At 65.8% G+C, this 25,982-nt stretch carries 22 protein-coding genes; 7 read left to right on the forward strand and 15 right to left on the reverse strand.

All coding sequences use genetic code 11. The features are described from left to right. Positions 1–38 precede the first annotated feature (38 nt). The 3 genes from fis to prmA all read right to left on the reverse strand — a co-directional run bounded on the left by fis (position 39) and on the right by prmA (position 2,261). Entirely contained in the window at positions 39–314 is a 276-nt protein-coding gene (gene fis / locus EDF74_RS10045) for a DNA-binding transcriptional regulator Fis (protein ID WP_123730002.1), read from the reverse strand. A 114-nt stretch (positions 315–428) separates the two neighbouring features. After that, a complete protein-coding gene (locus EDF74_RS10050) occupies positions 429–1,310 on the reverse strand; it encodes a DUF3426 domain-containing protein (protein ID WP_123730003.1) in 882 nt (293 codons plus the stop codon). Between the two features lie 30 nt (positions 1,311–1,340). Beyond that, a complete protein-coding gene (gene prmA / locus EDF74_RS10055; protein ID WP_123730004.1) occupies positions 1,341–2,261 on the reverse strand; it encodes a 50S ribosomal protein L11 methyltransferase in 921 nt (306 codons plus the stop codon). Positions 2,262–2,448: 187 nt separating this feature from the next. On the opposite strand from prmA, the gene EDF74_RS10060 reads away from it, so the two are divergent. Then, positions 2,449–3,411, forward strand: coding sequence for a hypothetical protein (locus tag EDF74_RS10060; protein ID WP_123730005.1), 963 nt, complete (start codon positions 2,449–2,451; stop codon positions 3,409–3,411). Next, positions 3,408–3,782 (forward strand): hypothetical protein, encoded by a 375-nt coding sequence (locus EDF74_RS10065; protein ID WP_123730006.1) that lies wholly within the window; start codon positions 3,408–3,410, stop codon positions 3,780–3,782. The genes EDF74_RS10060 and EDF74_RS10065 overlap by 4 nt, the downstream gene beginning before the upstream one ends. A 179-nt stretch (positions 3,783–3,961) precedes the next feature. On the opposite strand, the gene accC is transcribed toward EDF74_RS10065, so the two are convergent. The 4 genes from accC to aroQ are packed head-to-tail and all read right to left on the reverse strand — an operon-like array spanning position 3,962 to position 6,754. After that, positions 3,962–5,329, reverse strand: a complete 1,368-nt coding sequence (gene accC / locus EDF74_RS10070; protein ID WP_123730007.1) for an acetyl-CoA carboxylase biotin carboxylase subunit — start codon at positions 5,327–5,329, stop codon at positions 3,962–3,964. Between the two features lie 10 nt (positions 5,330–5,339). After that, the gene (gene accB / locus EDF74_RS10075; protein ID WP_123730008.1) at positions 5,340–5,828 is read right to left on the reverse strand and encodes an acetyl-CoA carboxylase biotin carboxyl carrier protein; all 489 of its coding nucleotides are present in this window, start codon (positions 5,826–5,828) and stop codon (positions 5,340–5,342) included. A 54-nt stretch (positions 5,829–5,882) separates the two neighbouring features. Further along, positions 5,883–6,305 (reverse strand): lysozyme inhibitor LprI family protein, encoded by a 423-nt coding sequence (locus EDF74_RS10080; protein ID WP_123730009.1) that lies wholly within the window; start codon positions 6,303–6,305, stop codon positions 5,883–5,885. After that, positions 6,305–6,754, reverse strand: coding sequence for a type II 3-dehydroquinate dehydratase (aroQ, locus tag EDF74_RS10085; protein WP_123730010.1), 450 nt, complete (start codon positions 6,752–6,754; stop codon positions 6,305–6,307). The genes EDF74_RS10080 and aroQ overlap by 1 nt, the downstream gene beginning before the upstream one ends. An 872-nt stretch (positions 6,755–7,626) precedes the next feature. On the opposite strand from aroQ, the gene EDF74_RS10090 reads away from it, so the two are divergent. Further along, on the forward strand, positions 7,627–13,083 hold the full coding sequence (locus EDF74_RS10090) for an autotransporter domain-containing protein (protein WP_184997188.1): 5,457 nt from the start codon (positions 7,627–7,629) through the stop codon (positions 13,081–13,083). A gap of 51 nt (positions 13,084–13,134) precedes the next feature. Here EDF74_RS10090 and EDF74_RS10095 read toward each other — a convergent pair whose 3' ends face one another. Both EDF74_RS10095 and EDF74_RS10100 read right to left on the reverse strand, forming a co-directional pair. Continuing rightward, positions 13,135–13,866 carry a putative quinol monooxygenase gene (locus EDF74_RS10095; protein WP_184997190.1) on the reverse strand — a complete coding sequence of 244 codons (732 nt, stop codon included), beginning with the start codon at positions 13,864–13,866 and terminating at the stop codon, positions 13,135–13,137. 20 nt (positions 13,867–13,886) lie between these two features. Beyond that, positions 13,887–14,699: a carboxymuconolactone decarboxylase family protein gene (locus EDF74_RS10100; RefSeq protein ID WP_260232241.1), complete on the reverse strand. Its 813-nt coding sequence runs from the start codon at positions 14,697–14,699 to the stop codon at positions 13,887–13,889. A gap of 118 nt (positions 14,700–14,817) precedes the next feature. Here EDF74_RS10100 and EDF74_RS10105 point away from each other — a divergent pair, with 118 nt between their 5' ends. Next, a complete protein-coding gene (locus EDF74_RS10105; protein ID WP_123730013.1) occupies positions 14,818–15,738 on the forward strand; it encodes a LysR family transcriptional regulator in 921 nt (306 codons plus the stop codon). Positions 15,739–15,785: 47 nt separating this feature from the next. Beyond that, positions 15,786–17,120 carry an MFS transporter gene (locus EDF74_RS10110; protein ID WP_260232242.1) on the forward strand — a complete coding sequence of 445 codons (1,335 nt, stop codon included), beginning with the start codon at positions 15,786–15,788 and terminating at the stop codon, positions 17,118–17,120. Here the strand turns inward: EDF74_RS10110 and EDF74_RS10115 are convergent. Continuing rightward, on the reverse strand, positions 17,115–18,011 hold the full coding sequence (locus tag EDF74_RS10115) for a LysR family transcriptional regulator (RefSeq protein ID WP_123730014.1): 897 nt from the start codon (positions 18,009–18,011) through the stop codon (positions 17,115–17,117). The two genes, EDF74_RS10110 and EDF74_RS10115, sit on opposite strands and share 6 nt — an antisense overlap. Positions 18,012–18,176: 165 nt before the next feature. On the opposite strand from EDF74_RS10115, the gene EDF74_RS10120 reads away from it, so the two are divergent. Further along, positions 18,177–19,211 (forward strand): alpha/beta hydrolase, encoded by a 1,035-nt coding sequence (locus EDF74_RS10120; protein WP_123730015.1) that lies wholly within the window; start codon positions 18,177–18,179, stop codon positions 19,209–19,211. A gap of 76 nt (positions 19,212–19,287) precedes the next feature. On the opposite strand, the gene EDF74_RS10125 is transcribed toward EDF74_RS10120, so the two are convergent. The 3 genes from EDF74_RS10125 to EDF74_RS10135 all read right to left on the reverse strand — a co-directional run bounded on the left by EDF74_RS10125 (position 19,288) and on the right by EDF74_RS10135 (position 21,712). Continuing rightward, entirely contained in the window at positions 19,288–19,734 is a 447-nt protein-coding gene (locus EDF74_RS10125) for a nuclear transport factor 2 family protein (RefSeq protein ID WP_123730016.1), read from the reverse strand. A 25-nt stretch (positions 19,735–19,759) separates the two neighbouring features. Then, a complete protein-coding gene (locus EDF74_RS10130) occupies positions 19,760–20,605 on the reverse strand; it encodes a type 1 glutamine amidotransferase domain-containing protein (protein ID WP_123730017.1) in 846 nt (281 codons plus the stop codon). Between the two features lie 90 nt (positions 20,606–20,695). Next, positions 20,696–21,712, reverse strand: a complete 1,017-nt coding sequence (locus EDF74_RS10135) for an AraC family transcriptional regulator (RefSeq protein WP_123730018.1) — start codon at positions 21,710–21,712, stop codon at positions 20,696–20,698. A 68-nt stretch (positions 21,713–21,780) separates the two neighbouring features. Here EDF74_RS10135 and EDF74_RS10140 point away from each other — a divergent pair, with 68 nt between their 5' ends. Further along, positions 21,781–22,524, forward strand: a complete 744-nt coding sequence (locus tag EDF74_RS10140) for a hypothetical protein (protein ID WP_123730019.1) — start codon at positions 21,781–21,783, stop codon at positions 22,522–22,524. Here the strand turns inward: EDF74_RS10140 and EDF74_RS10145 are convergent. Beyond that, positions 22,519–22,968 carry a nuclear transport factor 2 family protein gene (locus EDF74_RS10145; protein WP_123730020.1) on the reverse strand — a complete coding sequence of 150 codons (450 nt, stop codon included), beginning with the start codon at positions 22,966–22,968 and terminating at the stop codon, positions 22,519–22,521. The two genes, EDF74_RS10140 and EDF74_RS10145, sit on opposite strands and share 6 nt — an antisense overlap. Before the next feature lie 105 nt (positions 22,969–23,073). Next, on the reverse strand, positions 23,074–25,869 hold the full coding sequence (locus EDF74_RS10150; protein ID WP_260232243.1) for a PAS domain-containing hybrid sensor histidine kinase/response regulator: 2,796 nt from the start codon (positions 25,867–25,869) through the stop codon (positions 23,074–23,076). Positions 25,870–25,982: the final 113 nt, after the last annotated feature.

Below are 25,982 nucleotides of genomic sequence, written 5' to 3' on the forward strand. Positions count from 1 at the left end.
CTACTTCCGGCCAGGCACGCCGCGCCTGCCCACCGGCATCAGGTGGTGATGCCGTATTCCTTCAGCTTCTTGCGCAGGGTGGCGCGGTGGATGCCCAGCATCGCCGCGGCGCGACTCTGGTTGCCTTCGCAGTGGTTGAGCACTTCCACGAACAGCGGGATTTCCATTTCGCGCAGCACGATCTCGTAGACATCGTCCGCATCGCAGCCATCCAGGTCCCGCAGGTAGCGCCTGACCGACTGGGCCACGTGTTCGCGCAGGGGTGGCTTGGGCGCGCCACGACTGTTGTCAGGACGAGAAAGGACAGCGTTCAAGGAGTTTCCCGGTGCAAGAGCCGGGGCGGACAACAGCCCACGGCGGAAGGGTGATGGGGTCAGTCTAGCGCGTGCGTCGGCCGCCTGCCACGCTGCGGCGGCCCCGGCGACGCCTCAGAGGAACTCAAAGGTGAATGCGACGGTAGACGCCGCAGGCTCGCGGACGCGGAAGGCGATCTGCGCGCTTTGCCCCGGTTCCAGCGTAGCGGCCGGGTCCGTGGTGCGGTCCAGATAGTCGGCCGGCGCGAATACATTGGTGCCGATCACGCGGCCATCGGCATCGGACAGCGACAGCCGCAGTGACGGCCAGGCCTGGGCCCAGCGTGCATCGTTGCGGATGCTCGCCTGCACCTGCAGCGCGCCCGCCTGGCCCGGAACCGGGCGCACATCGCGGCTGAGCATGCTGAAGGCCGTCGGCTCGCGCCACGCCGGCAATGAACAGCGCAGCACGCCGCACAGCCCGGCGATCCACGGGCGGGTGCCGGCATCGGCAGCAAGCCGGGCGCGGTCGGCCACGGCGATCTGCACCAGCAGCACGGCGGCCAGCCCGGCGACCATGCCCCACTGCCAGCGCGGCGTGCGCAGGCGCGCACCGGGCAGGCGCAGGAAGCTCGGTGTGGTGATGGCGTCGGCTGGCGGCAGGGCCGCCGTGGCCGTGCTGCGCGCGCCCTCGTTGAAGGTGCGCACGTCATCCGATGGGGCTGCCGTCTCAACGAGTGGCGCGGCCGCCAGCGCATCGTCGGCGACACGGTGCCGCCCGGACGCGGGTGAGCGTTCCCATTCCGAGACGGAGGGTTCCGGCTCGTGTACCGGCTGTGCATCGATCACCTGTTCGACCGCCAGCGGTGCGATGCGATCGTCCACAGGCGTGGCCGACGGCGCAGGCGCTGCGTCAGACGGCGCGGCCGGGCGATCAGCCGGATCGGCCCGCGCCTCCGGCGACGGACGCAGGAACGTGGCGATCGGGCGTCGCGGCGGCATCGGAGGCTCGGACATGGGCACGGGACCGGGCAGGAGACGGGCTATTCAAGCACGGCGGACGCCGGTGATGCGCATCCAGTCACCGTCCTGCGCCACCGCCAGCTGTTCGAAGGCCGGGGCATAGCGCTCCAGCAGTTCGCCTTCCTGCCCATGCAGGATGCCCGACAGCGCGATGCGGCCGCCCGGCGCGACGCGCGCGGCCAGCACATCGGCCAGTGCATCCAGCGCCGAGGCGAGGATGTTGGCCACCACGACCGGATACGTCGCCTGCGGCTCGTCGTCCGGCAGATAGACCTGCACACGCTCCTGCAGCCCATTGCGCTCGGCGTTGTCACCGGTGGCGAGCACCGCCTGCGGGTCGTTGTCCACGCCGACCGCGCGCGCGGCCCCCAGCTTCAGCGCCGCCAGGGCAAGGATGCCCGAGCCGCAGCCGAAATCGAGCACGGTGTTGCCGGCCAGCGCACCCTCGGCGGCCAGGCCGTCCAGCCAACGCAGGCACAGGGCCGTGGTCGGGTGGGTGCCCGAACCGAACGCCAGGCCCGGATCCAGGCGGACCACGGCGGCCTCATCGGCCTGCGCGGCCTCTGGAAGTTCATGGTTCCACGGCACGATCCAGGTGCGGTCACCGAAGGCCATCGGCTGGAACTGGTCGATCCAGGCGCGTTCCCAGTCTTCGTCGGCCACGGCGCGGAAGCTGGCATTGGCCCAGTCCAGGCCGGGATCGAAGGCATCCAGCGCGGCCAGCAGGGCCAGCGCATTGGTATCGCCCGGGAACAGCGCGGTGAGCACCAGGTCGTTCCACAACGGGGTCTCGCCCACGCCCGGTTCCAGGATCGCGCGCTCGTTGCTGGTGTCGGCATCGGCATCGAGCAGGGTCACCGCCAGCGCGCCCACGTCGTCCAGCGCATTCTCATAGCGCGGCTGGGTGGCTTCGGTGCAGTGCAGGGTGAGTTCCAGGAAGGGCATGGGGGCAGGGACCGGCGGAAAACCGTGCATGTTAGACCAGTGCGGGCTGATGGTCCCGGCGCCGCTCAGGTCCGGGCGTCTCGTTGGCCGGTAAGATCGGCCGGACAGCCGGTTCAGACACCGCTGCGGCCGCTTGCTAAACTTGGATTTCTGCTGTCCATCACCGACAGCCTGTGAACCTTTGCCCATGGCGCTCGTGCCGACCCTGAAAACCTGGTTGCTGGTCGTACCGGCCCTGGCGTTGCTGGGGGTGGTGGGCTATCGCGCCGGTGATCGGGTGCTGCATGCCGATCAGCCCGGCCAGCATATGGATGAGCCGCCGGCAGGCAGTGCGCCGAGTGCGGTTCCGGCAGAAGCGCGGCAACTGGCCCGGCGCCTGCTCGGCAACGAGCGCGGGTCGGGCGTGGCCTCCGGCCTGCCGCTGGATCTGCGCGCCGATATCGAAGGCGATACCGACCTGTTCGCCTATGCGCAGCGCCTGCAGCTGCAGGCCGCCAATGGCAACGCCGAGGCCGGGTGGATGGTCAGCCGCGTGTACGACTACTGCGCCACGTACGCCATGGACCCGGGTGGCTACCAGCTGGACAACGACGTGTTGACCGGCCTGGGCATGAAAGCGTCCGTGTCGATGGTGACCGCGCGCGAGCGCGTTTCGCGCCGCTGCGCCGGCTTCGTCAGCAGCGACAATCTGGGTCGGTCGTTGATCCTGACCCAGCGCCTGCAGGCCGCCAAGGCCGGCAACCTGGCGGCCGAGGCCTCGCTGTTCGCCGAAGGTCATCCGCTGGAAAACGCACCGGACTATCGTCGCGGGCTGGTCGAGCGGGTGATGGACTCGCGGGATCCGGAAGCCTTCATGGCACTGGCGCCGGGCATGGGCCAACGTGCCAGCGGCGACAACGCGATGAGCGGCCTGGTGGCCGGCGATCAGTTCAGCGAACTGGCCTGGCGGTTGGCGGCCTGCGAGCTGGGCATGGCCTGCGGGCCGGACAGTGTGCTGATGAACAATTTCTGCGCGAACGGAGGGATCTGTTCGCAGGATGGTGGGCAGGACTTTGCCACTTTTGTGTATGACGCTGCGGTATCGCGGCAAGGTGCGGGGAAAATGAGCGTGTTGGTCGAAGAGCTGGTCAAGCAGAGGAAAGGGCGATGAATTACCGTCGAATCCTGCATGGTGCGAAATTCTGGTTCTGGGTGGCGTTGTTTGTCGCGTACTCGGCTGGAGCGGTGGGTCTGGTGATGATCGACACCTATGACGATCGTTACCGAAGCCTGTCCAAAGTGCAGCTGACCTCGGTCAAGGCCGATGCCGAGGTGCGTCGTGCCGGTGCCAGTCAGGTCGCTGCGGTATACCGCGCGCAGAGTGGCATGCCGTTCGCTTCGCTGCCCAGCGGCAGCACCTTCCAGGTGGTGTGGCCGGATGGCTCCACCGAGACGATGGTGATCATGGATCCGACCTCGTCGCTGGGCGTGGAGCCGGTGAAGAACTCGCAGGTCACTGCGGCTGATACCGCCAAGCCGTAAGCACGCGTCTGTAACGCCACGCCATGCGTGGCTGCGGTATGCAGGCGGCATGTCACGCGTACGCCAACCATGGGTTGGCGCTACCGGGTTTGTGCCCTCCGGCAGCGCGGTTCGCGCAAACAGAAAGGCGGGGAGATCCCCGCCTTTCTGCTGTCCGGCATACCGCGTAGAGCAAGCGATCAGGTCAACGCGATCGACTTGTTCTTGCGTTCGGCCAGGCGCTTTTCCAGGTAGTGGATGTTCTGTCCACCGGCCTGGAAGCCCTTGTCGCGCATGATGCGCTGCTGCAGCGCGACGTTGGTCTTGATGCCGTCCACGACCAGCTCGCTCAGCGCCACGCGCATGCGCGCGATCGCGGTCTCGCGATCCGGGCCGTGCACGATCAGCTTACCGATCATCGAGTCATAGTTCGGCGGCACGCGGTAACCACTGTAGATGTGGGTATCCACACGCACACCGGGGCCACCCGGCGGATGGAACGCGGTGATCTGGCCCGGGCTCGGCACGAAGGTCTCGGCGTCTTCGGCGTTGATGCGGCACTCGATTGCGTGACCGGTCAGCACCACGTCGCTCTGCTTGATGGTCAGCTTCTGGCCGGCAGCGATGCGCAGCTGCTCGCAGACCAGATCGATGCCCGTCACCATCTCCGTCACCGGATGTTCCACCTGCACGCGGGTGTTCATCTCGATGAAGTAGAAGCGGCCGCCTTCGAACAGGAACTCGAAGGTGCCCGCGCCGCGGTAGCCGATGCGGATGCAGGCTTCCACGCAGACCTTGCCGATCTCATCGCGCAACTCGGCGGTGATGCCCGGTGCCGGCGCTTCTTCCACCACCTTCTGGTGGCGGCGCTGCATGGAGCAGTCGCGTTCACCGAGGTGGATGGCATTGCCCTGGCCGTCGGCGAGCACCTGGATTTCCACGTGACGCGGATTTTCCAGGAACTTCTCCATGTAGACCTGATCGTTGCTGAAAGCGGCCTTGGCTTCGGACTTGGTGGTCTCGATGGCCGCCTTCAACGAGGCTTCGGCATGCACCACGCGCATGCCACGGCCGCCACCGCCACCGGAGGCCTTGATGATGACCGGGTAGCCGATCTCACGGGCGATCTTGGTGTTGGCCACGATGTCGTCGGTCAGCGGACCGCCCGAGCCGGGCACGCACGGCACGCCGGCGGCCTTCATCGCGCGGATCGCTTCCACCTTGTCGCCCATCAGGCGGATGGTGTCGGCCTTGGGGCCGATGAAGATGAAACCGGATTCTTCCACGCGCTCGGCGAAGTCGGCGTTCTCCGACAGGAAGCCGTAGCCCGGGTGAATGGCCTGGGCGTCGGTGACTTCCGCCGCAGCGATCAGGGCCGGGATGTTGAGGTAGCTCTCCGAGGACGGTGCCGGACCGATGCAGACCGACTCGTCGGCCATGGCCACGTGCTTGAGGTTGCGGTCGACCGTGGAATGCACAGCCACCGTGCGGATGCCCAGGGTATGGCACGCGCGCAGGATGCGCAGCGCGATCTCCCCTCGGTTGGCAATAACGACTTTGTCGAGCATGGACTAATCCTTAGCCGATCACGAACAGCGGCTGGTCGAATTCGACCGGCTGGCCGTTTTCGCCCAGGATGGCGACGATGGTGCCGGAGACATCGGCTTCGATCGGGTTGAACATCTTCATCGCTTCGATGATCGCCAGCGTTTCACCGGCCTTGACCGCCTGGCCGACCGACACGAAGGCCGGCTTGTCCGGCGAGGACGACGAATAGAAGGTGCCGACCATCGGTGCGCGCAGGACGTGGCCATCCGGCAGGGCGTTGCCGGCCTTGGCGGTGCCACCGGTGGAGGCCTCGGTCGGTGACTGCATCGGCATCGCCGGGGCAGCGGCCTGGACCGGTGCCGGGGCCATCATCATCTGCGGCTGGGCCTGCACCATGCCGTAGCCGGAGACGGGCGCGCGCGACAGGCGCACGGACTCTTCGCCTTCCTTGATTTCGATTTCGGCGAGGTTCGACTCTTCCAGCAGGTCGATCAGTTTCTTGATTTTGCGGAGATCCATAGGGGCCTCTTTGGCTCGTGGTGTCAGTGTGGTGGGAAGCGCGATGCGCTCGGGTCAAAGCAATTCGTAGAAATCGCGCAGCTGCCGCGTACGGTCGCGCGCGAGGGTGGTGAGGCAGCGCATCTGCGCGCCATTGCGCGAGGTGCCATCGGCGTTGAAGGCGTAGACCGCATCGCAATCGTGATCGCGCAGCTGCACCCACGCGCGCTGGGCCAGGATCAGCTGCTTTTCCGCATCGGCGCAGTGCGTGCAGGCGCCTTCGGCCGCCTGGCTGCGCAACTGCTGACGCGCCTGGGCGTACACCGCGTTCAATTCGGTATCGGCCTCGCTGGCCACATCCGAGGCGCACAGATCCGATTCCATGGTGCCGCTCGGCTGCGCGCAGTCGATGCCTTCCGCGCTGCGATCAGCGGCGATGGCGGCGCCACACAGGCAGCCCCACAGCGCGACGCTGGCGAGGACACGCGGCAGCGTCATCACGCGGAGGTGGCCGCCAGCCGGGTCAGCGCTGCATCCATCGCATAGCGATAGCTGTCCGCCCCGAACCCACAGATCACCCCGACCGCCTTGTCGCTGAAATAGCTGTGCTGGCGGAAGGGCTCGCGCGCATGCGGATTGGAGAGGTGGATCTCGATGAACGGCACGTCCACCGCGGCCAGCGCATCGCGCAGGGCCACCGAGGTGTGGGTGAACGCTGCCGGGTTGATCAGGATGAAGGCGGTGCCGTCTTCACGGGCGGCCTGCACCCGATCCACCAGCACGTGCTCGGCATTGGACTGCAGGCTCTCCACGGCATGGCCGGCGGCCTGCGCCTGGGCCAGCAGGGCCTGGTCGATCTGCGCCAGCGTGGTGTGCCCATAGACCCCCGGCTCGCGCGTGCCGAGCAGGTTGAGGTTGGGGCCATGCAGGACCAGCAGTTTCGCCATGGGTGCCGAACAACAGGAAAGGGCGGAGTCTGGCGGAACTGGTGGATCGTGTCCAGTTCGACGAAGTTACGCGTGTTTCAAGCGTATGTTTGAAAATTGAGCGGGACCGTTGCGGTAGCACGATGTCCGCAGGCTGTGCTGCCTCGGGCGCCGCGGCGGAGACACTTGGAACTGGCTAGCCACGCAGTCCCCCAAACAGCATCGGACCGACGCTACAGGTTCAGGCAACGTGGCCGATATCTCCGCATGGCGCGCAAAGCGCGTGCCCGATCGGCCGGTGGGATGGCCGGCTCGGCGACCCTGTGTAGTTCGTGGCGGTCACGGGTGGAACAGAGATTGCAGGGCGTGACCTGCCTGGAAGGAACCGGGCAGCGGTAGGGGAAGGATCACAACTATCCAGGCGGGCAGTCGATCTTGGGGTACTCCCGGGGCGGTTGTGCTGTTTTCGGCCTTTTCCAGGAAAGGCACTACAAGGCAACAAGGGGTGTCGTGTGTCGTTGATCGTGTCTGCCTGCCGGGCCGCTGGTGTGTGTCCCAAATCCCAACAGCGTCGCACTCTGCGTCGCCTCACCCTGTTCGCCGCAGCGTTCTGCGGCCTTGCTGCAACCGCGCCTGCGATGGCGGCGCTATCCAGTGGCTGCCAGGCGATTCAAACCTACTGGGGTGGTGGAGTCACCATCAACACGCCTTCCGTAGATCGTTTCGAAGGTCCCTATGCAGTTGCTGCCGGGGAGCGGCTCCACTATGTCGTCACTTCAGCGGGAAGCACAAATACCAGCAATGCCAACAATGGCGGTGGCGGTGGTTTTGCGATCTATGATGACGGCAAGCTCACGGACGTAGGTGAGCAGTATGCGGCGCAGAACAATGAGTTGAATCTCAATGCCACCCATGTGGTGCCGGCTGACGCCAGTGACTATGTCGTCTATCTGTGGTCGGGAGGAGGCGGTGGAACGTTCACCGCCACGGTGAGCTGCGGAGCTCCGTTGCCGCCCACGGTGAGCGACGCACGCATCAGCATCAGTGGCGGGACCGGTACCGGCGGCGCGTACAAGATCGGCGATACCGTCACTGCGACCTGGAACAACAGTGCGAGTGGCGACACCAATGCCGGCGTGAGCGCGGTGACCGTCGACTTCAGCCAGTTCGGGGGTGGTTCGGCCGTCGCGGCCATCAACAGTGCCGGCATCTGGACGGCGACCTATACCCTCACGGTCGGAGTCATCGACGTCGCCAACCGCAACGTCAGCGTGACCGCGACCAATAGCGGTGGCAGCACCACCCGTGCGGACACCACCAATGCCACGGTGGATACCATCGCCCCGACGTTGACCAATGCAAACATCAACATCAGCGGTGCGTCGGGAACTGGTGGTGCCTACAAACTCGGCGACACCGTCACTGCCGTCTGGAACAACACGGCGGGCGGGGATAACAATACCGATACGATCAGCGCAGTCAGCGTGAACTTCAGCCAGTTCGGTGGCGGCGCCGCTGTCACCGCCGTCAACAGCAGCGGCGTCTGGACGGCAACCTATACGATCGTCGGTGGCGCCATCAATGGTGTCAGCAACCGCAACGTCACCTTGACCGCGACGGACAACGCCGGCAACACCACCACCACGGCCGATACCAGCAACGCGACGGTCGACAATCGCATTCCTTCGGTCAACAGCATCGCGCCGATGGGATCCCCCGCCGCAAGCGACGCGGCGATGGCATTCACGGTGACCTTCGATGAGACGGTGTCGAATGTGTCCACGGACGATTTCACACTCGTCGGCACGGGCAGTGCCAGCGGCAGTATCGTGAGTGTGTCGGCGAGTTCCGGGACATCGGTCAACGTCAACGTTGGCAGCATCGCGGGTTCGGGGACGCTCAAGGTCGATCTCAATGGTGCGACGGACATTGCCGATGCCGCGGGCAACACGGGTGTTGGGCCTTACCTGTCGGGTGTGAACCACACCGTGGCGATGCCTGCCGCTCCCGGCGCGCCGGTCATCGGAGCAGCAACGCCTGGCGATGCCCAGGTATCCGTGGCCTTCACCGCGCCGGCCGATAATGGCGGCTCGGCGATCACCGGCTATCTGGTGACCGCGAGCCCAGGCGGTGCCACCGCAGGTGGCAATGGATTCACCACGTCACCCATCGTGGTCTCAGGCCTCACCAACGGCACCGCCTATACGTTCGACGTGAAGGCGATCAACGCAACCGGCACTGGCGCAGCCTCCGGCGCGACCAGCGCGGTGACGCCGAAGGGCAACCAGTCCATCACGTTCGCCAATCCGGGCACTCAGACCATGGGCACGTCGCCAGCGCTCTCGGCGACGGCAAGCTCGGGACTCGTTCCTGTGTTCAGTTCGTCCACTGGCGGGGTGTGCACCATCAGCTCGGGTGGCACGCTGACCTTCGTCAGTGCCGGCGTGTGCACGATCGACGCCGATCAGGCGGGTAGTCCCGCATGGAATGCGGCTACCACGGTGACGCAGACCTTCACCATCAATGCGGTGGTGCCAGGTGCGCCGACCATCGGCACGGCCACCGCCGGCAACACCCAGGCCACGGTCACGTTCGCCGCACCGTCCTTTACGGGGGGGGAGCCCATCACCGTTTACACGGTGGCAGCCAACCCGGGCGGGGTCACTGCGACCGGCGCCGGTTCACCAGTCACGTTGACCGGCTTGACCAACGGCGTGGCTTACACCTTCACTGTCACCGCGAGCAATGCAGCCGGTACAGGTGACGCATCGGCGGCGTCCAACAGTGTGATGCCTGCAGCGCCGCAGACCATCACCTTCAACAACCCCGGCACGCAGAACTTCGGCACCACGCCGACGCTGACCGCCACCTCCAGCGCTGGTGCCGGCTATACGATCAGCTTCGGATCCGCCACCTCCGGAGTGTGTACGATCACGTCCGGCGGCGCGCTGACGTTCCTTTCCGCTGGTACCTGCACCATCAACGCCGACCAGGGCGGCGATGGCAGCTATCTGGCTGCGCCCCAGGCAAGTCAGTCATTCACTGTCGCTCCGGTTGTGCCGGGCGCCCCTCCCGCTCCGTCGGCCACTGCCGGTGATACCCAGGTCAGCATCGCGTTCGTGCCGCCTGTGTTCACCGGCGGCGCCAGCATCACCGGCTACACGGTCACCGTCAGTCCGGCCGATGTCGCCCCTGTGAATGGAGCGAGCTCGCCAATGGTGGTTACCGGGTTGACCAACGGGGTCGCGTATACCTTTACGGTCACGGCAGACAATGCCGCCGGCGCGGGTCCGTCCTCGACGGCTTCCAGCGCGGTAACCCCCAAGGCCGCGCAGCTCATCACGTTCAACAACCCGGGAACGCAGAACTTCGGCACAACGCCGACCTTTACCGCCACGGCGGATTCCGGACTGACCCCGACGTTCACTTCGTCCACGACCGGGGTGTGCACGATCACTACCGGCGGCATGCTGACCTTCGTGGGTGCAGGTACCTGTACCCTGCATGCCGACCAGGCCGGCAATGGCAGCTATCTGCCGGCGGCTCAGGTCACCCGAACGTTTACGGTCAATGCAGTTGTCCCCGCCGCGCCGGACATCGGCACCGCGACGGTCATCGGCGCCGGTCAGGTAAGCGTGACATTCACCGCACCCGGCAACGATGGAGGCGCGCCGGTCAGTGGATACACCGCCACCGCGATGCCTGGCGGTGCCACCGTCGCGGGGAGCGGCTCGCCGCTCACCTTCAACGGCCTGACGCCGGGTGTCACTTACACCTTCACCGTGACCGCCACCAACAGCGCCGGTACGGGTTCGGCTTCAGCAGCCTCCAATGCAGTCACGCCGGCCCCGGCCCTGGTTGCCGGTCCTACCACGGCCACCGTTGCCTACGGTGCGGCGGCAACTACGATCACGCTGCCGATCACAGGTACACCGACCGCTGTAGCCATGGTGAGCGCCCCCAGCCATGGCACGGCGACGGTCAACGGCATGGATATCGAGTACGTGCCGGCCGTGGGCTATGCAGGTCCGGACAGCTTCACCTACCGCGCCAGCGATGCCTACACCACCTCCGCAGCGGCTGCGGTGGATATCACGGTGTCCGCACCGACGCTGTCGCTGGATCCTGCTTCGCTGGCGTCCATCACGGCCAGCAATGCCTACCGTCACGTCCTGTCGGCCAGCGGCGGTACCGGTCCGTACGTTTATGCGGTCTCCGGTGGCGCGTTGCCGGCCGGCGTGCAGTTGTCGCCCGGCGGCGAGCTGTTCGGTACCCCGAACGGAGCAGGCTCCTTCAGCTTTACGGTGTTGGTGACTGACAGCAGCACCGGCACGGGTCCGTTCACCGCGAGCCGCAGCTATACCCTAGTGGTGGATGCGCCGACCCTGATGCTGGACCAGCCGCAGCTGCCGCCCGCCGATGGCGGGCAGGACTATCGGCAGCGCCTGACCGCCAGTGGCGGGACAGCACCCTACCGCTTTGCGCTGCGTTCCGGCAGCCTGCCGCCAGGGCTGTTGCTCGCCGAATCCGGGGACATCTCCGGTGAAGCTACGTCCGCCGGTACCTTCGATTTCGACGTGGAGGTGACCGACGCCAATGGCTTCAGTGGTCAGCGTAGTTACCGGTTCGTGGTGGCGGCGGCCGTACAGACCATCACCGGCTTCACCGCAACGCCGGCCGATCCCGTCTACAGCGCGGGCGGCAGCTTCCGTGTCGCCGCCACTGGCGGTGACTCCGGCAATCCCATTGTGTTTGCCAGCACAACCCCTTCGGTGTGCGCTGTGCAGAGCGACACGGTGACGATGGTATCCGCCGGTCGCTGCGTGCTGACCGCCAATCAGGCCGGCGACACATTGCGTGCCGCCGCAACCCAGCTGCAGCTGGAGGTGAACATCAGCATGGCCACCCCGGTGATCACCTGGCAGGACGATCTGAGCAAGGTGTATGGCGAATCGGACTTTGAGCTTGCCCTGCCGCAGAGCACCAGCCCCGGCGCGTTCACCTTCAGCAGCTCCAACATGGCCGTCGCCACGGTCAATGGCCGCAGGGTGACCGTAGTGGGTGAGGGCAGTACGGTGCTGACCGCTGCACAGGCGGCAAGCGGCAGCTACGCAGCAGCGTCGATCGAGGTCCGGCTGGTCGTGGCGGCGCGTCCTGATCCGACCGCCGATGCGCAGGTTGTCGGCACCTTGCAGGCGCAGGCCGATGCCAGCATCCGCTTTGCCCAGGTGCAGCAGGGCAACATCCGCGACCGCCTGCGCCAAGTGCGGGTTGGCAGCAATGCCTCCAGCTTCAACATCGCCCTGGCCTACGCAGGCGGCCTTGGTGTGCCGGGTATCTCGGTACCGCTGAACAGAGCAGCCGACAGCATGGTCAACGGTCTTCCGCGCCTGCCCGAGGGCTGGGGTGCATGGGCAGCCGGTACGGCGACCTTCGGCAAGGCCGGGCGCGGCAGCGGTGGATTCGACTTCAACACCGGCGGAATCACGGTTGGTGCGGATCGGGCCATCGGCGAGAACGTGCTGCTGGGACTTGCAGGCAGCTGGGGGCGACAGGACACCGACTTCAACAAGAGTCCGTCCAGCACCGATGCTGACCAGCGCTCGCTGGCCGTCTACGGCCTGTGGCGCGCGGGCCAGCACGTGTTCTTCGACGGCATGCTGGCCAGCGGTCGGCTGGATTTCGATGTCAATCGCTGGAATGAGTTGGTCGACGCGTCGGCGCATGGCTCACGCCAGGGCGATCAGTGGTTCGGCTCACTTACGTTTGGTTACGAACATCGCAGTGCCGGCGGCACCACGCTGACCAGCTATGGCCGCTACGATGGGCACCGCGCGAGACTGGATGGCTATCGCGAGCATGGTCTGGATGCGTTCGATCTGACCTACGGTCGTCAGGACATTGACAACAGCAGTGTCGCGCTGGGCATCGAGGGCAACCATGCCTTCCAGGGCAAGCGCGTCAGCTGGCGTCCGCATTGGAACGTGGAGTATCGCAAGGCGCTGGAGAACCGCAGCGAAGCCACGATGAACTATGTGCAGCGCCCGAACGCGAGCGATTACGTCCTGGCGATGCGCAGCTACAACGACGATGCCTTGTCGATCGGCGCTGGCGTGGATCTGCAGCTGGACAGCGGCTGGATGTTCTCGCTGCTGCTCGGTCACGAGCAGGGTCGCAACAGCCTGCGCAGCAACAGCATCGGCGTGCAGGTGCGGTTTGGCGGGCAAGGCGGCGGAGTGTCGCAGGTGGATGCCGATGGCAGGGGGGCGCGTGAGTGCGCGCAGCAGCGTCATCGCGACGCCACCTCGCGTTGTGGCGATCCCCCGGCTGGGGTGCGCGGAGAGCGTTGATCCTTCCGGCGGGCCATTGAGTTTCCGGGCACGTATGACAGCGTGCCCGCTTCAGGGCATGTCGGTCGCATCGAAGAACATCCCGCCACGGCTCTTCAATGCGATGGTGCTCACCTCGCTGTGCCCCTTGTCCACCAGCATCTCCGCAGTCCGCTGCAGATAGTCCTTGAAGTGAGGCGTTTGCCGGTGCATGTCATACGCAGCCGCATCGGCATAGATCTCAAAGAAGATCCACTGCTCCGGATGATCCTGCCGTGTAACGGCATACATCGCCAGGACGCCCGGTTCGATCCGCATGGACTCGCGCATCTCCGCCGTGACGATCCGGGTGAATGCCGGTATATCCGCGGGTTTGACCGTCACATCGACCATCCGGACTTCCGGCGTGTTGCCGCGCTGCATGACCGAGAGACGGTCCGGCTTTTCGACAAGAAACACCGGTGTTGTTTCCGTCAGCTTCTTGTCGGCAACGAGCGGCTGCGTGGCGCGCAGAAAATCAGTGTAATGCGCGGTCGCAAGATGCGTCTTCAACGCGTCCGCATCCGCGTAGATTTCGAAGACGTACGCCACGCCCGGCCGCTGGCGATCAGTGACGGCGTGCATCGCCAGAACACCCGGCTCCGTCTGCAGGGAGGCGTCCATGTTGTGCCGGCCGGCAGCGTCGAACGCTTCCTGCCGGCCAGGGTCGGTGTGCAGTTCGAACATGCGCACGATGGGCTGTGCGGCGACCTCGGTGCTTCCCAGTATTAGTGACGTCAGTATCAGTGCCTTCCAGCCGGTCATGGCCATCTCCTGTGCAAGGTTCAATTTGCGAGCGTGTGGCGCCGCGCCTGGTCCGCGCGATCGGCGGCCCCGGCACTGACCACGTCGCGCAGCACCGCCACGACGTGCTCCAGCTGCGCCTCGCTGAGCGCCACGTTCCGGCTGATGCGCATGTGCGCCTGCGCCTGCGACTCGGTCCCTGTCATGGCCGACAGCGCGGCCACGGTGGCGAGCTCGCGATCACCCCAGTCGAGGTTGTCGCGCGCAAAGATCGCGCCGAACAGATGTTCCTTGAGGTAGCGGTCGATTTGAGGGGAGAACGCGAACAACGGGCCTGCGACCGGCTGACCCGACAACCGGGTCTGGTTGGCGGTGCCGACGGCCAGCATCTGGTCCGGCGCGGGCAGCGCGGTCGGTGCCTTCCCCTGCGCATCGTGGACGCCCTGTGCCTTGCGGTCCTCCACCACCGTCATGAAGGTGCCCAGCGCATTCAATGCGCGCGGAAAGCCTGCATAGGCGTAGAGCTGACCCAGGATTTCCTTGATCTCATTGATCGTCAGCCCGGCGTCCAGCGCGGCGCGCAGGGCCGGTTCGAGGCGGTGAAGATCGCCGGCCGCCGTGAAAGCGGCGATTGGCAGGATGGCCTGTTGGCGTGCGGAGAGAGCCGACTGGGTGTTCATGTGGATATCCGTGGTGTGGGCGGGGGCCGGGTGCTGCGCCAGCAGGGGCAGGGCCATGCCAAACAGAAGTGCCGCAGCGGCAGCCCGCAGGGTGGCGCGGTGGATGAGTCGGCCGTGCATCCGATGATGCGATCGGGCAGCGACAGCGAAGGAGGGGAAAGGCGGGGTGGTCATCGTGCGCTCCTGCGGGGATGGCCCAACGTGGGGCGCACCCATGGTGCCGCACCGTTTTATGTGGATAAACCTGCAGGTCGCGAATAGAGTTATAAAAACGGCTTATCAATGGGCGACCATGCGGCGCGACCACTACAACGACCTGCGCGCCCTGATGGCGGTGGCCCAGGAGCGCAGCTTCACCCGCGCGGCCGCGCGGATGGGGGTGTCGCAGGCTGCGCTGAGCTATACCGTGCGGGTGCTGGAGCAGCGGCTGGGGATCCGCTTGCTGACCCGCACTACGCGCAGCGTGACACCGACCGAAGCCGGTGAACGGCTGCTGGCGCAGATCGGGCCGCACTTCGCCAGCATCGACAGCGCTATCGACGACCTGAGTGAACTGCGCGATCGGCCCAGCGGCACCTTGCGCATCAACAGCAGCGATCCGGCCAGCGAACAGGTGGTCTGGCCCAAGCTGCAGCCTCTGCTGGATACCTACGCGGACATCCGGGTGGAGATCACCGACCAGTCCAATCTGGCCGACATCGTCGCGGAGGGGTTCGATGCGGGCATACGCCTGGGCGAGCAGGTGGCCAAGGGCATGATCGCGGTCCCGGTCACGCCGCCGCTCAGGATGGCCGTTGTCGGTGCCCCGGACTACTTCAAGCGGTGCGGGGTGCCGCGTACGCCCCAGGACCTGACCGTGCATGACTGCATCAACATGCGACTGCTGACCCAGGGTGGACTGTATGCGTGGGAGTTCGAAAAGGACGGCCGCAGCGTGAACGTGCAGGTGGAGGGGCGGCTGACGTTGAGCAGTGTGCGCCTGATCGTCCAGGCGGCACTGGAGGGCCGCGGCCTGGCCTGCGTGCCGGACCTGATCGTGGCCGATGCATTGGCGGACAAGCGGCTGATGCGGGCGATGCAGGATTGGTGCCCGCCCTTTCCCGGTTTCCATCTCTACTACCCAAGCCGGCGCCAGAACTCGCCGGCGTTCGCGCTGCTGGTCGAAGCGCTTCGATGGTGTGGTGATGACGCACTGCTGAGAAAACCTCAGTAGTCCATGAACCCCGGGGCTGCTTATCAGTCCCCGCTGCGTGGGCCACCATGGCGCCCACTGAAAGCACGTCCGGGCTCTGTCGCGCGTCGTCCGCGCTGCCCAACGCCACGTCCCTGTCTCGTCCCTGCGCACTGTGCAGGGCGGCAACGCCATTCCTGTTCCAGAGAGTGCTCCCCATGCCCCCTGTCGCCACCTCCCTCCCCGCGCAGAGCGACGCGCATCGCGCTGCCGCCGCGCCGGCGCACTGGGCCGGCATCTTCGCCATGACCCTGTGCGTGTTCTGCCTGGTCGCCTCGGAATTCATGCCGGTCAGTCTGTTGACGCCCATCGCCACCTCGCTCGGTGTTACCGAAGGATGGGCCGGCTATGGGATTGCCATCTCCGGTGCCTTCGCCGTCATCACCAGCCTGTGCATCGCCCGCATCGCAGGTGACCTCGACCGCAAGACACTGCTTCTGCTGCTCACCGTGCTGATGGGCATCTCCGGCGTCATCGTCAGCCTCGCCCCCAGCTATCCGGCCTACATGATCGGGCGCGCGCTGATCGGTGTGGTCATCGGCGGCTTCTGGTCGATGTCGGCCGCGATCGCGATACGGGTGGTGCCGGCCGCGAGCGTGCCCAAGGCGCTCGCCGTCTTCAATGGTGGCAATGCGCTGGCGACGGTCGTGGCAGCCCCGTTGGGCAGCTACCTCGGCGGCATCATCGGCTGGCGCGGCGCCTTTCTATGCCTGTTGCCGATCGCCGTGATCGCACTGGTGTGGCAATGGATCAGTCTTCCTGCACTGAAGCCGGCGCCTCGCCAGGCGACCGGCAGCATCTTCGCTGTTCTGCGGCGCCCGCTCGTGCTGCGCGGGATGGCCGCCGTCGGGGTGTTCTTCAGCGGTCAGTTCATGCTGTTCACCTACCTGCGCCCGTTCCTTGAAACGGTGACCCAGGTCAGCGTGGGCACGCTGTCGATGCTGCTGCTCGCGCTGGGGGTGGCCGGCTTCGTCGGCACCGTGCTTATCGGGAGCTGCATCAGGAAGAGCGTGTACCTGCCGCTGATGATCATCCCATTGGTCATGGCGGCCATCGCGGTGGGGCTCACCGTCTTCGGTCACTCCATCAGCATGGCCTTCGTGCTCCTCGCTGCCTGGGGCCTCGTGGCGACGGCTGCACCGGTCGCCTGGTGGGCATGGCTGGCCCGGTCCATGCCCGATGATGCCGAGGCCGGTGGCGGGCTGATGGTGGCGGTCGTGCAGCTCTCCATCGCGCTGGGTTCCACGGTGGGCGGGCTGCTTTTCGACGGCAGTGGCTACCGCGCGACCTTCATCGTCAGCGCGGCGGTGCTGCTTGTCGGTTCGCTGCTGGCTGTACTTGCCGCGCGCACCCGCACGTCATAGTGCTGGATGGCGCAGCGCGTTGATGAGGGCGGCAAACGCAGGCGATCCCTGCCGGCGGTTGGGGTAGTAGAGGTGGTAGCCGGAAAACAGCGGACACCACTCGTCCAGCACCTGCACCAGCTGGCCGCTGGCGAGGTAGGGCGCGGCAAGATCTTCGGTCACATACGCCAGTCCAATGCCATCCACGGCGGCATTGATGACATGGAACATGCTGTTGAACACCAGCTGCCCCTCTCCCTTGACGCTGAATTCCTTGCCGTCCTTTTCGAACTCCCATGCATAGATGCTGCCTGCGGGCCGGTGACGGATGTTGACGCAGGGCAACCCCGTGATCTCGTACGGCGTACGGGGTTTGGGATGGCGCTGGAAGTACGCAGGCGAGCCCACCACCACCAGCCGCCAGTCCGGACCAATGCGGACGGCGATCATGTCGTTGCTCAGTGCCTCGCCCAGGCGGATGCCCGCGTCGAAGCGTTCCTCGACCACGTTGGTGAATCCGTAGTCCACGTAGAACTCCAGCGTGATGTCCGGGTACGCGGCCAGGAACGTCGCCAGCCTGGGCCGGATCACCATCTCGATGGCATCGTCGCTGCAGGTGATGCGAAGGGTGCCGGCAGGGCGGTCACGGAGATCGCCGAGCGCATCCACGCTCTCGCCGATGGCGTCGAAATGCGGGCCGATCGAGCGCATCAGCCGCTCGCCCGCTTCGGTGGGCGCGACATTGCGCGTGGTCCGGGCCAGCAGCCGGACGCCCAGGCGCGCTTCGAGCTGTTTCAGGGTGTGGCTCAGCGCCGATGCAGAGACCCCGAGCCGTGCCGCGGCCTTGGTGAAGCTCTGCTCCCTGGCGACGGCCAGAAACGCCTGCAGATCGTTGGTTTTCAGGACAGCCATTGCTGATTCCGCATCAGGAGTCGGGCGCGATGCCCACATTAACACCGCGATTTGTGAGCAGAGCTCAGTACGCCTTCCGCATTCCCCCGGCTAATCACGGTGGTTGCGGAGGGCTACCGTGGATCCGGCCCACCAACGCCCCGCATTTCTCGCTGAGTACCTCTCATGAAACGACTTGCCCTGCTGCTGGCGCTGGCCGCCAGTTCCTTCACGACCCTGGGAGCCACCATGCCAACCGGTGCAGACAATTTCTACACAAGTGACACGGTCACCATTGAACGGGTGACCTTCAAGAACCAGTACCACATGGAGGTGGTGGGGAATCTCGTCCGGCCCAAGGCGGCATCGAACGCCACCGCGTCGGCCGCGGTGATCGTCGGCCACCCGATGGGGGCGGTCAAAGAGCAGAGCTCCATGCTGTATGCGCAGAAGCTGGCCGAGCAGGGCTTCGTGACCTTGGCGATCGATCTGCCCTTCTGGGGAGAGAGCGACGGCGAGCCGCGCAATCTGGTCGCCCCGGAGATGTACAGCGAAGCCTTCAGTGCCGCAGTGGATTACCTGGGGACCCGCGACTTCATCGACCGCACGCGGATCGGTGTGCTCGGCGTCTGTGGCAGCGGCAGTTTCGCCATCAGCGCGGCCAAGATGGATCCGCGGCTGCGCGCCATTGCCACGGTCAGCATGTATGACATGGGCGATGTGACGCGCAACGGTCTGGGCCAGTCGGTGTCGCTGGAGCAGCGCAAGGCGATGTTGGCCAAGGCGGCCGAGCAGCGCTACACCGAGTTCACCACCGGCAAGGGAATCTTCCTCGACTATCTTCCCATCCAGCTGCCCGCCGATGCCGATCCCGTGACCCGCGAGTTCTGGGCGTTCTACCGGACCCCGCGTGGCATCGCCATTCCCAAGGGCCGCACGCTGGAGACCACCCAGAACCGCATGCTGACCAGCGAAGTCCGCTTCGTGAACTTCTACCCATTCAATGACATCGAGACGATCTCGCCACGCCCGATGCTGTTCGTCGCCGGCAGCGAGGCCCACTCGCTGGAGTTCAGCCAGAAGGCCTACGCGCTGGCCGGGCAGCCCAAAGAGCTGTATCTCGTCCCGGGTGCAGGACATGTGGATCTTTATGATCGTGTTGATCGGATTCCGTTCGACAAACTCACCCGGTTCTTCGTTGCCAACCTGAGCGCCGACTGAGCCCAGGCAGGATGCAGGCTCGCATCGCTTCCGGGTAGCTCCCGGAAGCGATGGCGTCCCGTCTGCCAGGTTCAGCTCAGGGCTTGATCTGGCCGGTCCAGGACTTGCTCATGATCTTCCACTGGCCATCGGTCTTGAGCAGAACCACGTAGTCCACGCCGTCCCAGCCGGGGTAATCCAGCATTACGCGGACGGCCGCCAGGTTGGTGGCCATGTCCACGATTTCATAGCGGCGCTTGCGCTGGGCCTCGTTGGCCGCCGGCTTGCCGTTGAAGCCCTCGGCGAACTGTTCCCCGGTCCGCATCTGCAGTGCGCTGCCACGGGCTTCGGAGTAACCGATCATCACGCCGTCTGTCCGGAAGACGTCCTTGGCCAACGTGTTGTCGGCAGTGATGTAGGCGCGCATGAAGGTCTGCATGACCTTGTCCACCGCCTCACGATCGGTGCTCTGCGCCATGGCCGAGGTGGGGAGCAGCAGGAACAGGCTGGCGGCAAGGCCGACGGATCGAATCGATACTTTCATGGTGTTTCCTCAGGGGTGTGGGAGATCAGGGTTGAGCGGCTGCCTGGTTGGACGCCTGCACGGTGTGGATGCGAAGCGCCTCGACCACGGCCTGCGCCACCGGCGTGGCAGAGGCGTAGTTCTGCCCGGTCACCAGCCGGCCATCGACTTCGACATGCGGGTCATCGCTTTCCACCGTCCGGAAGGCACCGCCGCGGGACACGACGGTCTGGCGGATCAGGAACGGGAACTGGTTGAAATAGGGCGCATCCTGCCGCTCATGCTCTTCCGGGTAGCCGCTGATGCGCTTGCCCGAGACCAGGTACTGGCCACCGGCAAGCTGGAGATTCACGATGCCGGCCGTTCCGTGGCAGACAGCCGAGATCACCCCGCCGTTGCCCTCGTAGACCTGCATCGCAATGCGCTGCAGCGCCACGTTCTCGGCGACCCCGTACATGGCATTGCTGCCGCCCACGTAGTACACCGCCCGGTACTGCGTGGGATCGATCTGTGCCGGGGTGACGGTGCCGCGCAGCCCGCGCATGATCCGGGCATCGTCCAGACGGTGCGCCACGTCGTCGCTGACGTAGTCATCGAGAATCGGTACGGCGCCGCCGTCGGGCGACACGAAGTCCACCGCATAGCCGGCGGCATGGAAGACATCCCAGGCATGCACCACCTCGCCAAAACTGACGCTGGCCGGGAGCGTGGAAGTTCCATGCACCGTGGCGCTGGCGATGATGAACAGGATGCGGTTCTGCTGGCCGCCGGCGGGCTGTCCCACGGCCGTGGGGACGGTGGTCCGCGGCGCAGCGTCGGTGGTGCAGGTACCGCCCAGCCAGACGCTGAGCAGGAGCAATACGAAGGTGGCGATGGTACGTAACGTCTGCATGGCGCTGACTCGCAGGAAGGAGCCAGCACCCTATCCAATCGCTTTCAAATCAATGTATTGCAGCGTCTTCCCGGAGTGCGGAAATCGATTCTAGGAGTGTGTGGCGGCCGTGCGGTAGGCCGCCGGGGTGACGCCCTCGCACTTCTTGAATGCGCTGTAGAAGGTCGACATGGACTGGAAGCCCGCTTCCTGCGCCACGATATCCAGCGGCTTGGGAGGCTGCTGTTGCAGGATCGCCTTGGCTTCGATCACCCGCAGTTGGGTGAGGTACTGCTTGAACGAGGTCTGGTTGTTGTCGTTGAGCAGCTGCGACAGCCGGGTCTGGGGCATGCCAAGCCGGCGGGCGAGGCGGGGCAGGGTCAGGGCAGGGTCCAGATGCAACCGCTCGCGCGCCATCAGCTCGGCCAGGGCCTGCAGTTGAACGGCGGCGTCGGACGCGGGGATCCGACGGTCCTGATAGGGCTCGATCGTTGCCCGCCCCGCGCGCAGGCGGAGCCCGACCAGAACGCTTACCGCGAGAACGAACGTGAAGGACAGCGCGCCGACGATATAGGACGTGTATCCCGCCGTGTAGTACGCGATCCAGATGATCCAGATGCCCCCCAGCGCGCCGAGCAGCAGCGGGGCGGACGGCGAGGACAGCAGCCGGGCGCGGTGGCGATACACCTGCACGGTGGTGAGCAGCAGATAGCCCAGCCAGGCATAGTTGATGCCCGGCGTGATGACGTACCGCCACAGTTCGATGTTGCGGGTGTAGGGCAGCAGGACATTCACCGCCACGGCAAGCACCAGCAGCGCGGCAAGGTGCCACCGGCCGTTCGTGTCCGTCCCGGCAGTCTCCCGTTGGCTGGAGCGCACCAGAAAGTAGAGGCAGGGGCCGATCAGGAAACAGGCGGTCAGCCCGAGCTGGAGAACGACCAGCGGAATATCCGGCCAGAAGTGGAACGCCACGGATTTTCCGGTCCGCACACCGACCATCAGGATCAGCAGCGACAGCCAGCGCTGCGTGGGCTCTCCCTTGGCGCGCCACCACAATACCGACGCCGCGACGATGCCATTGAAGGCGCCCAGCATGGCGAAGAAGAAGAGAAAGTGTTGGCTGAGCATTGGCGCAGTATTGAGAAAATACGCGGCCCGTCAAGCGGGTCGCTTTTACCCCCGTGTATTCTCTGCACATGGATGACACTCAATTTCTGGCGCGGCGGCGCCTGCTGTTGGCCGCGCTTGCGGGCGCCGCATTGTTGCCCTCGTGCGCGCGTGGCAATGCGGTCGAGGGGGAGCCGGCCGTGCCGCTGCTGGAGCCGGGGCGGGCGGGGATGGCACCGTACCTGTTCCTGACCGTCAGCAGCGCCACGCGCAGCGTGGAGGAACTCGCGCAGCTGGTGCAGTCCACGCTGCTGCCGGCGTTGGCACCTGCAGACATCCTGCACGCGTATGGTCCGGTGGCCGGCGCGATACAGCTGTGGATGGCGCTGGAGCCTCACATGCTGGACCACTACGGGGTGAGCGTGGACGCCGCGCTGTCCCTGCTGGCGGGCGCCGTGGATGGCACCGTGGGCCCGGTGCCGGGCCGCAACACACTCGATGCGTGGGCGATCCAGCGCACCCACACCCGGGCCGAGGTGAACGCCAACGACATCACGCTGTCGCTGCCAGGCGAGAGCCACGCGCCGCTGTTTGCCCTGGGCAGCTCGCACTACGCGCTGGCGCCCCCGCCGTGGTCGAGCCAGGCCTGTTACTCCATCATGCTCGAGCCACGACGTCGCGTGGTCGCACCGTTCGAGCGGCACTGCCAGGCACTGCTCGACGCTGCGGCCGACGTCCTCCCCGATGATCTGCAGATCCAGATGGGACGACTGGGGGATTTCATGAAGGCCGTGCCTACGCTGTACGTGAGCGTGGACGATGAAGACTCATGACGCCGGCGACTTGCGTTGGCCGCTCCATGATTTGCTCACGATCATCCACTTGCCATCGATTTTCAGCAGGGCAAGGTAGTCTTCGCCATCCCAACCAGGGTAGTCCAGCGTCAGCTTCACCTGCGCAGCGTGTGGGGTGACGTCCAGGATCCGGTAACTGCGTTTGCGCTGCGCCTCATCCGTGGCCGGCTCGCCAGTGAAGCCTTTGGCCCATTCTTCCGTGGTCTGGGTGACCATGCGGCCGGCGGCGGGTGAGTAGCCCACCACCACGCCATCTTTCCTGAGTACCTCGAATATCAGCGCCGGGTCGCCTGCCTCGAAGCCACGCAGCATCTTCTGCATGAGCTGGTCTACGGCGTCATGGTCGCTGGTCTGTGCCAGAACGGTGGTGGGGGAGAACAGCAGCGCGGCGGAGAAGAGGGCGCAGAGCAGTGAACGTTTCATGGTGGACCCAGGTAGGCAGGAGCCAGCAGGCTGCCTGATCCCTGTCGAATCAAGGGCGTGCACTACGTTCCAGGACTCCGGAATTCGATTCCCGGAGTCCTCCCGTCAGCGCACCTCGGCAAGCACCGCGCGCACCCGCAGGGCCAGCTCCTCCAGCGTGAAAGGTTTGCCGATCAGGTGGACGCTGGGGTCCAGTACGCCGTCGTGCTCCAGCGCATTGCGACTGTAGCCGGTGGTGAACAGCACTTTCAGATCCGGCCGTCGCTTGAGTGCCTCATCGGCCAGCTGCCGCCCGTTGACCTCGGGCATCACCACATCGGTGAACAACAGCGCGATGTCCGGATGGCTGTCGAGCAGGGCAAGCGCGGTAGCGGCACCATCGGCGGCGAGCACCGGGTAGCCCAGCTCGCTCAACGCATCAATGGAGAACTGGCGGACGCCGGGCTCGTCTTCCACGATCAGCACACGCTCGCGGCCCCCGCTCAGCGGAGCGGTACCGCTGGTTGTCGGCGAAGGCGTAGCGGCGAAGTCGGCAATGAGGCGCGGCAGATACAGGGTCACCGTCGTTCCCTGCCCGACGGCAGAGCGGATCTTTACGTGACCGGCCGACTGTTTGACGAAGCCATACACCTGCGACAGGCCAAGCCCCGTGCCTTGGCCCACCTTCTTCGTGGTGAAGAACGGATCGAATGCCTTGGCGATCACCTCCGGCGGCATGCCACTACCGTTGTCGGTGACGGTGATCAGAACGTACTCGCCGTCGGGAACCTCGGCCGGGGCGGAGCCAGCACCCGCGGTGATCTCACCGTTGGCGGTTTCCACCGTGAGGCGCCCACCGCCAGGCAGCGCATCGCGCGCATTGACGGCCAGGTTGAGAATCACGTTTTCCAGCTGATTGGCATCGGCGAATGTCTGCCACAAGTCGGCCGCCAGTACGGTCTGCAAGCGGATGCTGCTGCCCAGCGAATGCACCAGCAGGTCGGACATGCCCGCCACCAGCTGGTTCACATCCAGTGGAACCGGCTGTAATGGCTGCTGGCGCGAGAACGCCAGCAACCGCTGGGTGAGCTGTGCCGCCCGGGTGGCGCCATCGATGGCCATGTCGATGTAGCGCTTGGTGCGCGGGTCGTTGTCGCCTAGCCGCATCGCCAGCAGATCCAGCGGGCCGATCACGGTCGCCAGCATGTTGTTGAAGTCGTGGGCGATACCGCCGGTGAGCTGGCCGACGGCCTCCATCTTCTGACTCTGCCGAAGCGCATCTTCCACGCGGGTGCGCTCGGCGACTTCTTCGAGCACGCGGCTTTCCAGATGCTCGTTCAATTCTTTCAGGCGCGCATCGGCGATCTTGCGCGCGGTGATCTCGATCACCACCCCCACCACGCGCACGCAGCGGTCGCCCTCGAAGTGACCGCGGCCTTTGGCTGCGACCCAGCGAACGACGCCGTCCTCTTTGCCGATCGTGCGGTACTCCACGTCGTAGAGGGCACGCTGCACCGGGTCGGCTGCGGCGGCGAAGGCGGCGAGGGTCGCTTCGCGGTCGTCGGGGTGGATGCCGTCGTTGAAGTCACGCAGTGACACCGGGACATCGGGGGAGATGCCGAACATCGCCTTGGTCCGGGGCGGCCAGATCAACGCATCGCGGACCAGGTCGACATCCCAGAAGCCCATGTCACCGGCTTCGGTGGCGAAACGCAGGCGCTCCTCGCTTTTGGCCAGGGCGGCCTCGGCCGCCTCACGCACGGTCAGGTCCAGCATCGCGCCGATCATCCGCAGCGGTTCGCCGCCTTTGCCCCGCAGTACGGTCCCGCGGTCGAGCACGGAAGCGAAACTGCCATCGGCGCGGCGGAACCGGTATTCGTTGTTCCACGCGGTGCCGTCGCCCTCGATCACGGCATGGATATCCGCATCGACGCGCGCACGGTCATCGGGGTGGATATGGTCCAGCCACCACTGCGCACTGGTCTCGCTGAACGCATGGCCGAACAGGGTGGTCAGCGCCTCGTTCCAGATCACGTGGCCATCGGAGATACGCCAGTCCCAGATCGCATCGTTGGTGGCGTGGGCCGCCAGCCGGTAGCGTTCTTCCGCCTCCAGATGACGGGCTTCGGCGGCCTTGCGGTCGGTGATGTCCAGTGACGTGCCGACCAGCCCGATCACCGTGCCGTCGGCATCGCGAAGCGGCGACTTGGTCGACAACCAGTGGGCGCGCCGGCCATCGCGGAAACTCACTTCTTCTTCCAACTGCTCGGTCTGCCCACTGGCCATGACCCGTTCGTCGGTAGCCATGACGGTGGCGGCCTGCACAGGATCAGCAAGCAGCTCGGCATCGGTGCGCCCCACATACACCTCGGGCGGCAGACCGATCAGATCGGTGGTGCCGCGGTTGCCGATCAGGATCCGGCCCTGCCGGTCCTTGGCGTAGAGCACGCCGGGGGCCGCTTCGACGAAGGAACGCAACAAGGTCTGTGCCTGATCGCGTTCGGCCTCCACGCGGCGGCGTTCATCGATATCGATCAGGACGCCTGGAAACCCGACCGCATTGCCCTGGGCGTCCAGGTCGACGCGACCGATGGCCTCGATCCAGCGGTAAGCACCGTCCGGACCGCGTGTCCGGTACTGGTGGGCATAGCGCCCGCCGCGGCGGACGGCGTCGTCGATCGCCTGCGTCAGCCCCTGACGATCGTCCGGGTGAACCACGGAGATCACCTGCTCCAGGCGCAGTTCGCTGCGGGCCAGCGCCGGGTCCAGGCCATGGGCCTGGGCGAGTGCATCGTCGACGGTGAGGCTGTCCTGGGCAACATCCCAGAACCAGGTGCCGATGATCGCGCCAGCGGCCAGCGCCAGCTTGACGCGCTCGGCATCACGTTCGCCGTGGGTACCGGTGGAGGGTGAGGAGCTCAAAGGGGACTCGCGGTGGGGAGGGCGGCATCAAGGCAGTGCAATAAGCCAACCTAGATTAGCGAAGTGCGGTACGCCTGTGGAACACCTTCTCCGCGTTGATCCGCGTCATCACC

The sequence above is a fragment of the Stenotrophomonas rhizophila genome, from assembly GCF_003751305.1.
Classification (GTDB): domain Bacteria; phylum Pseudomonadota; class Gammaproteobacteria; order Xanthomonadales; family Xanthomonadaceae; genus Stenotrophomonas; species Stenotrophomonas rhizophila_B.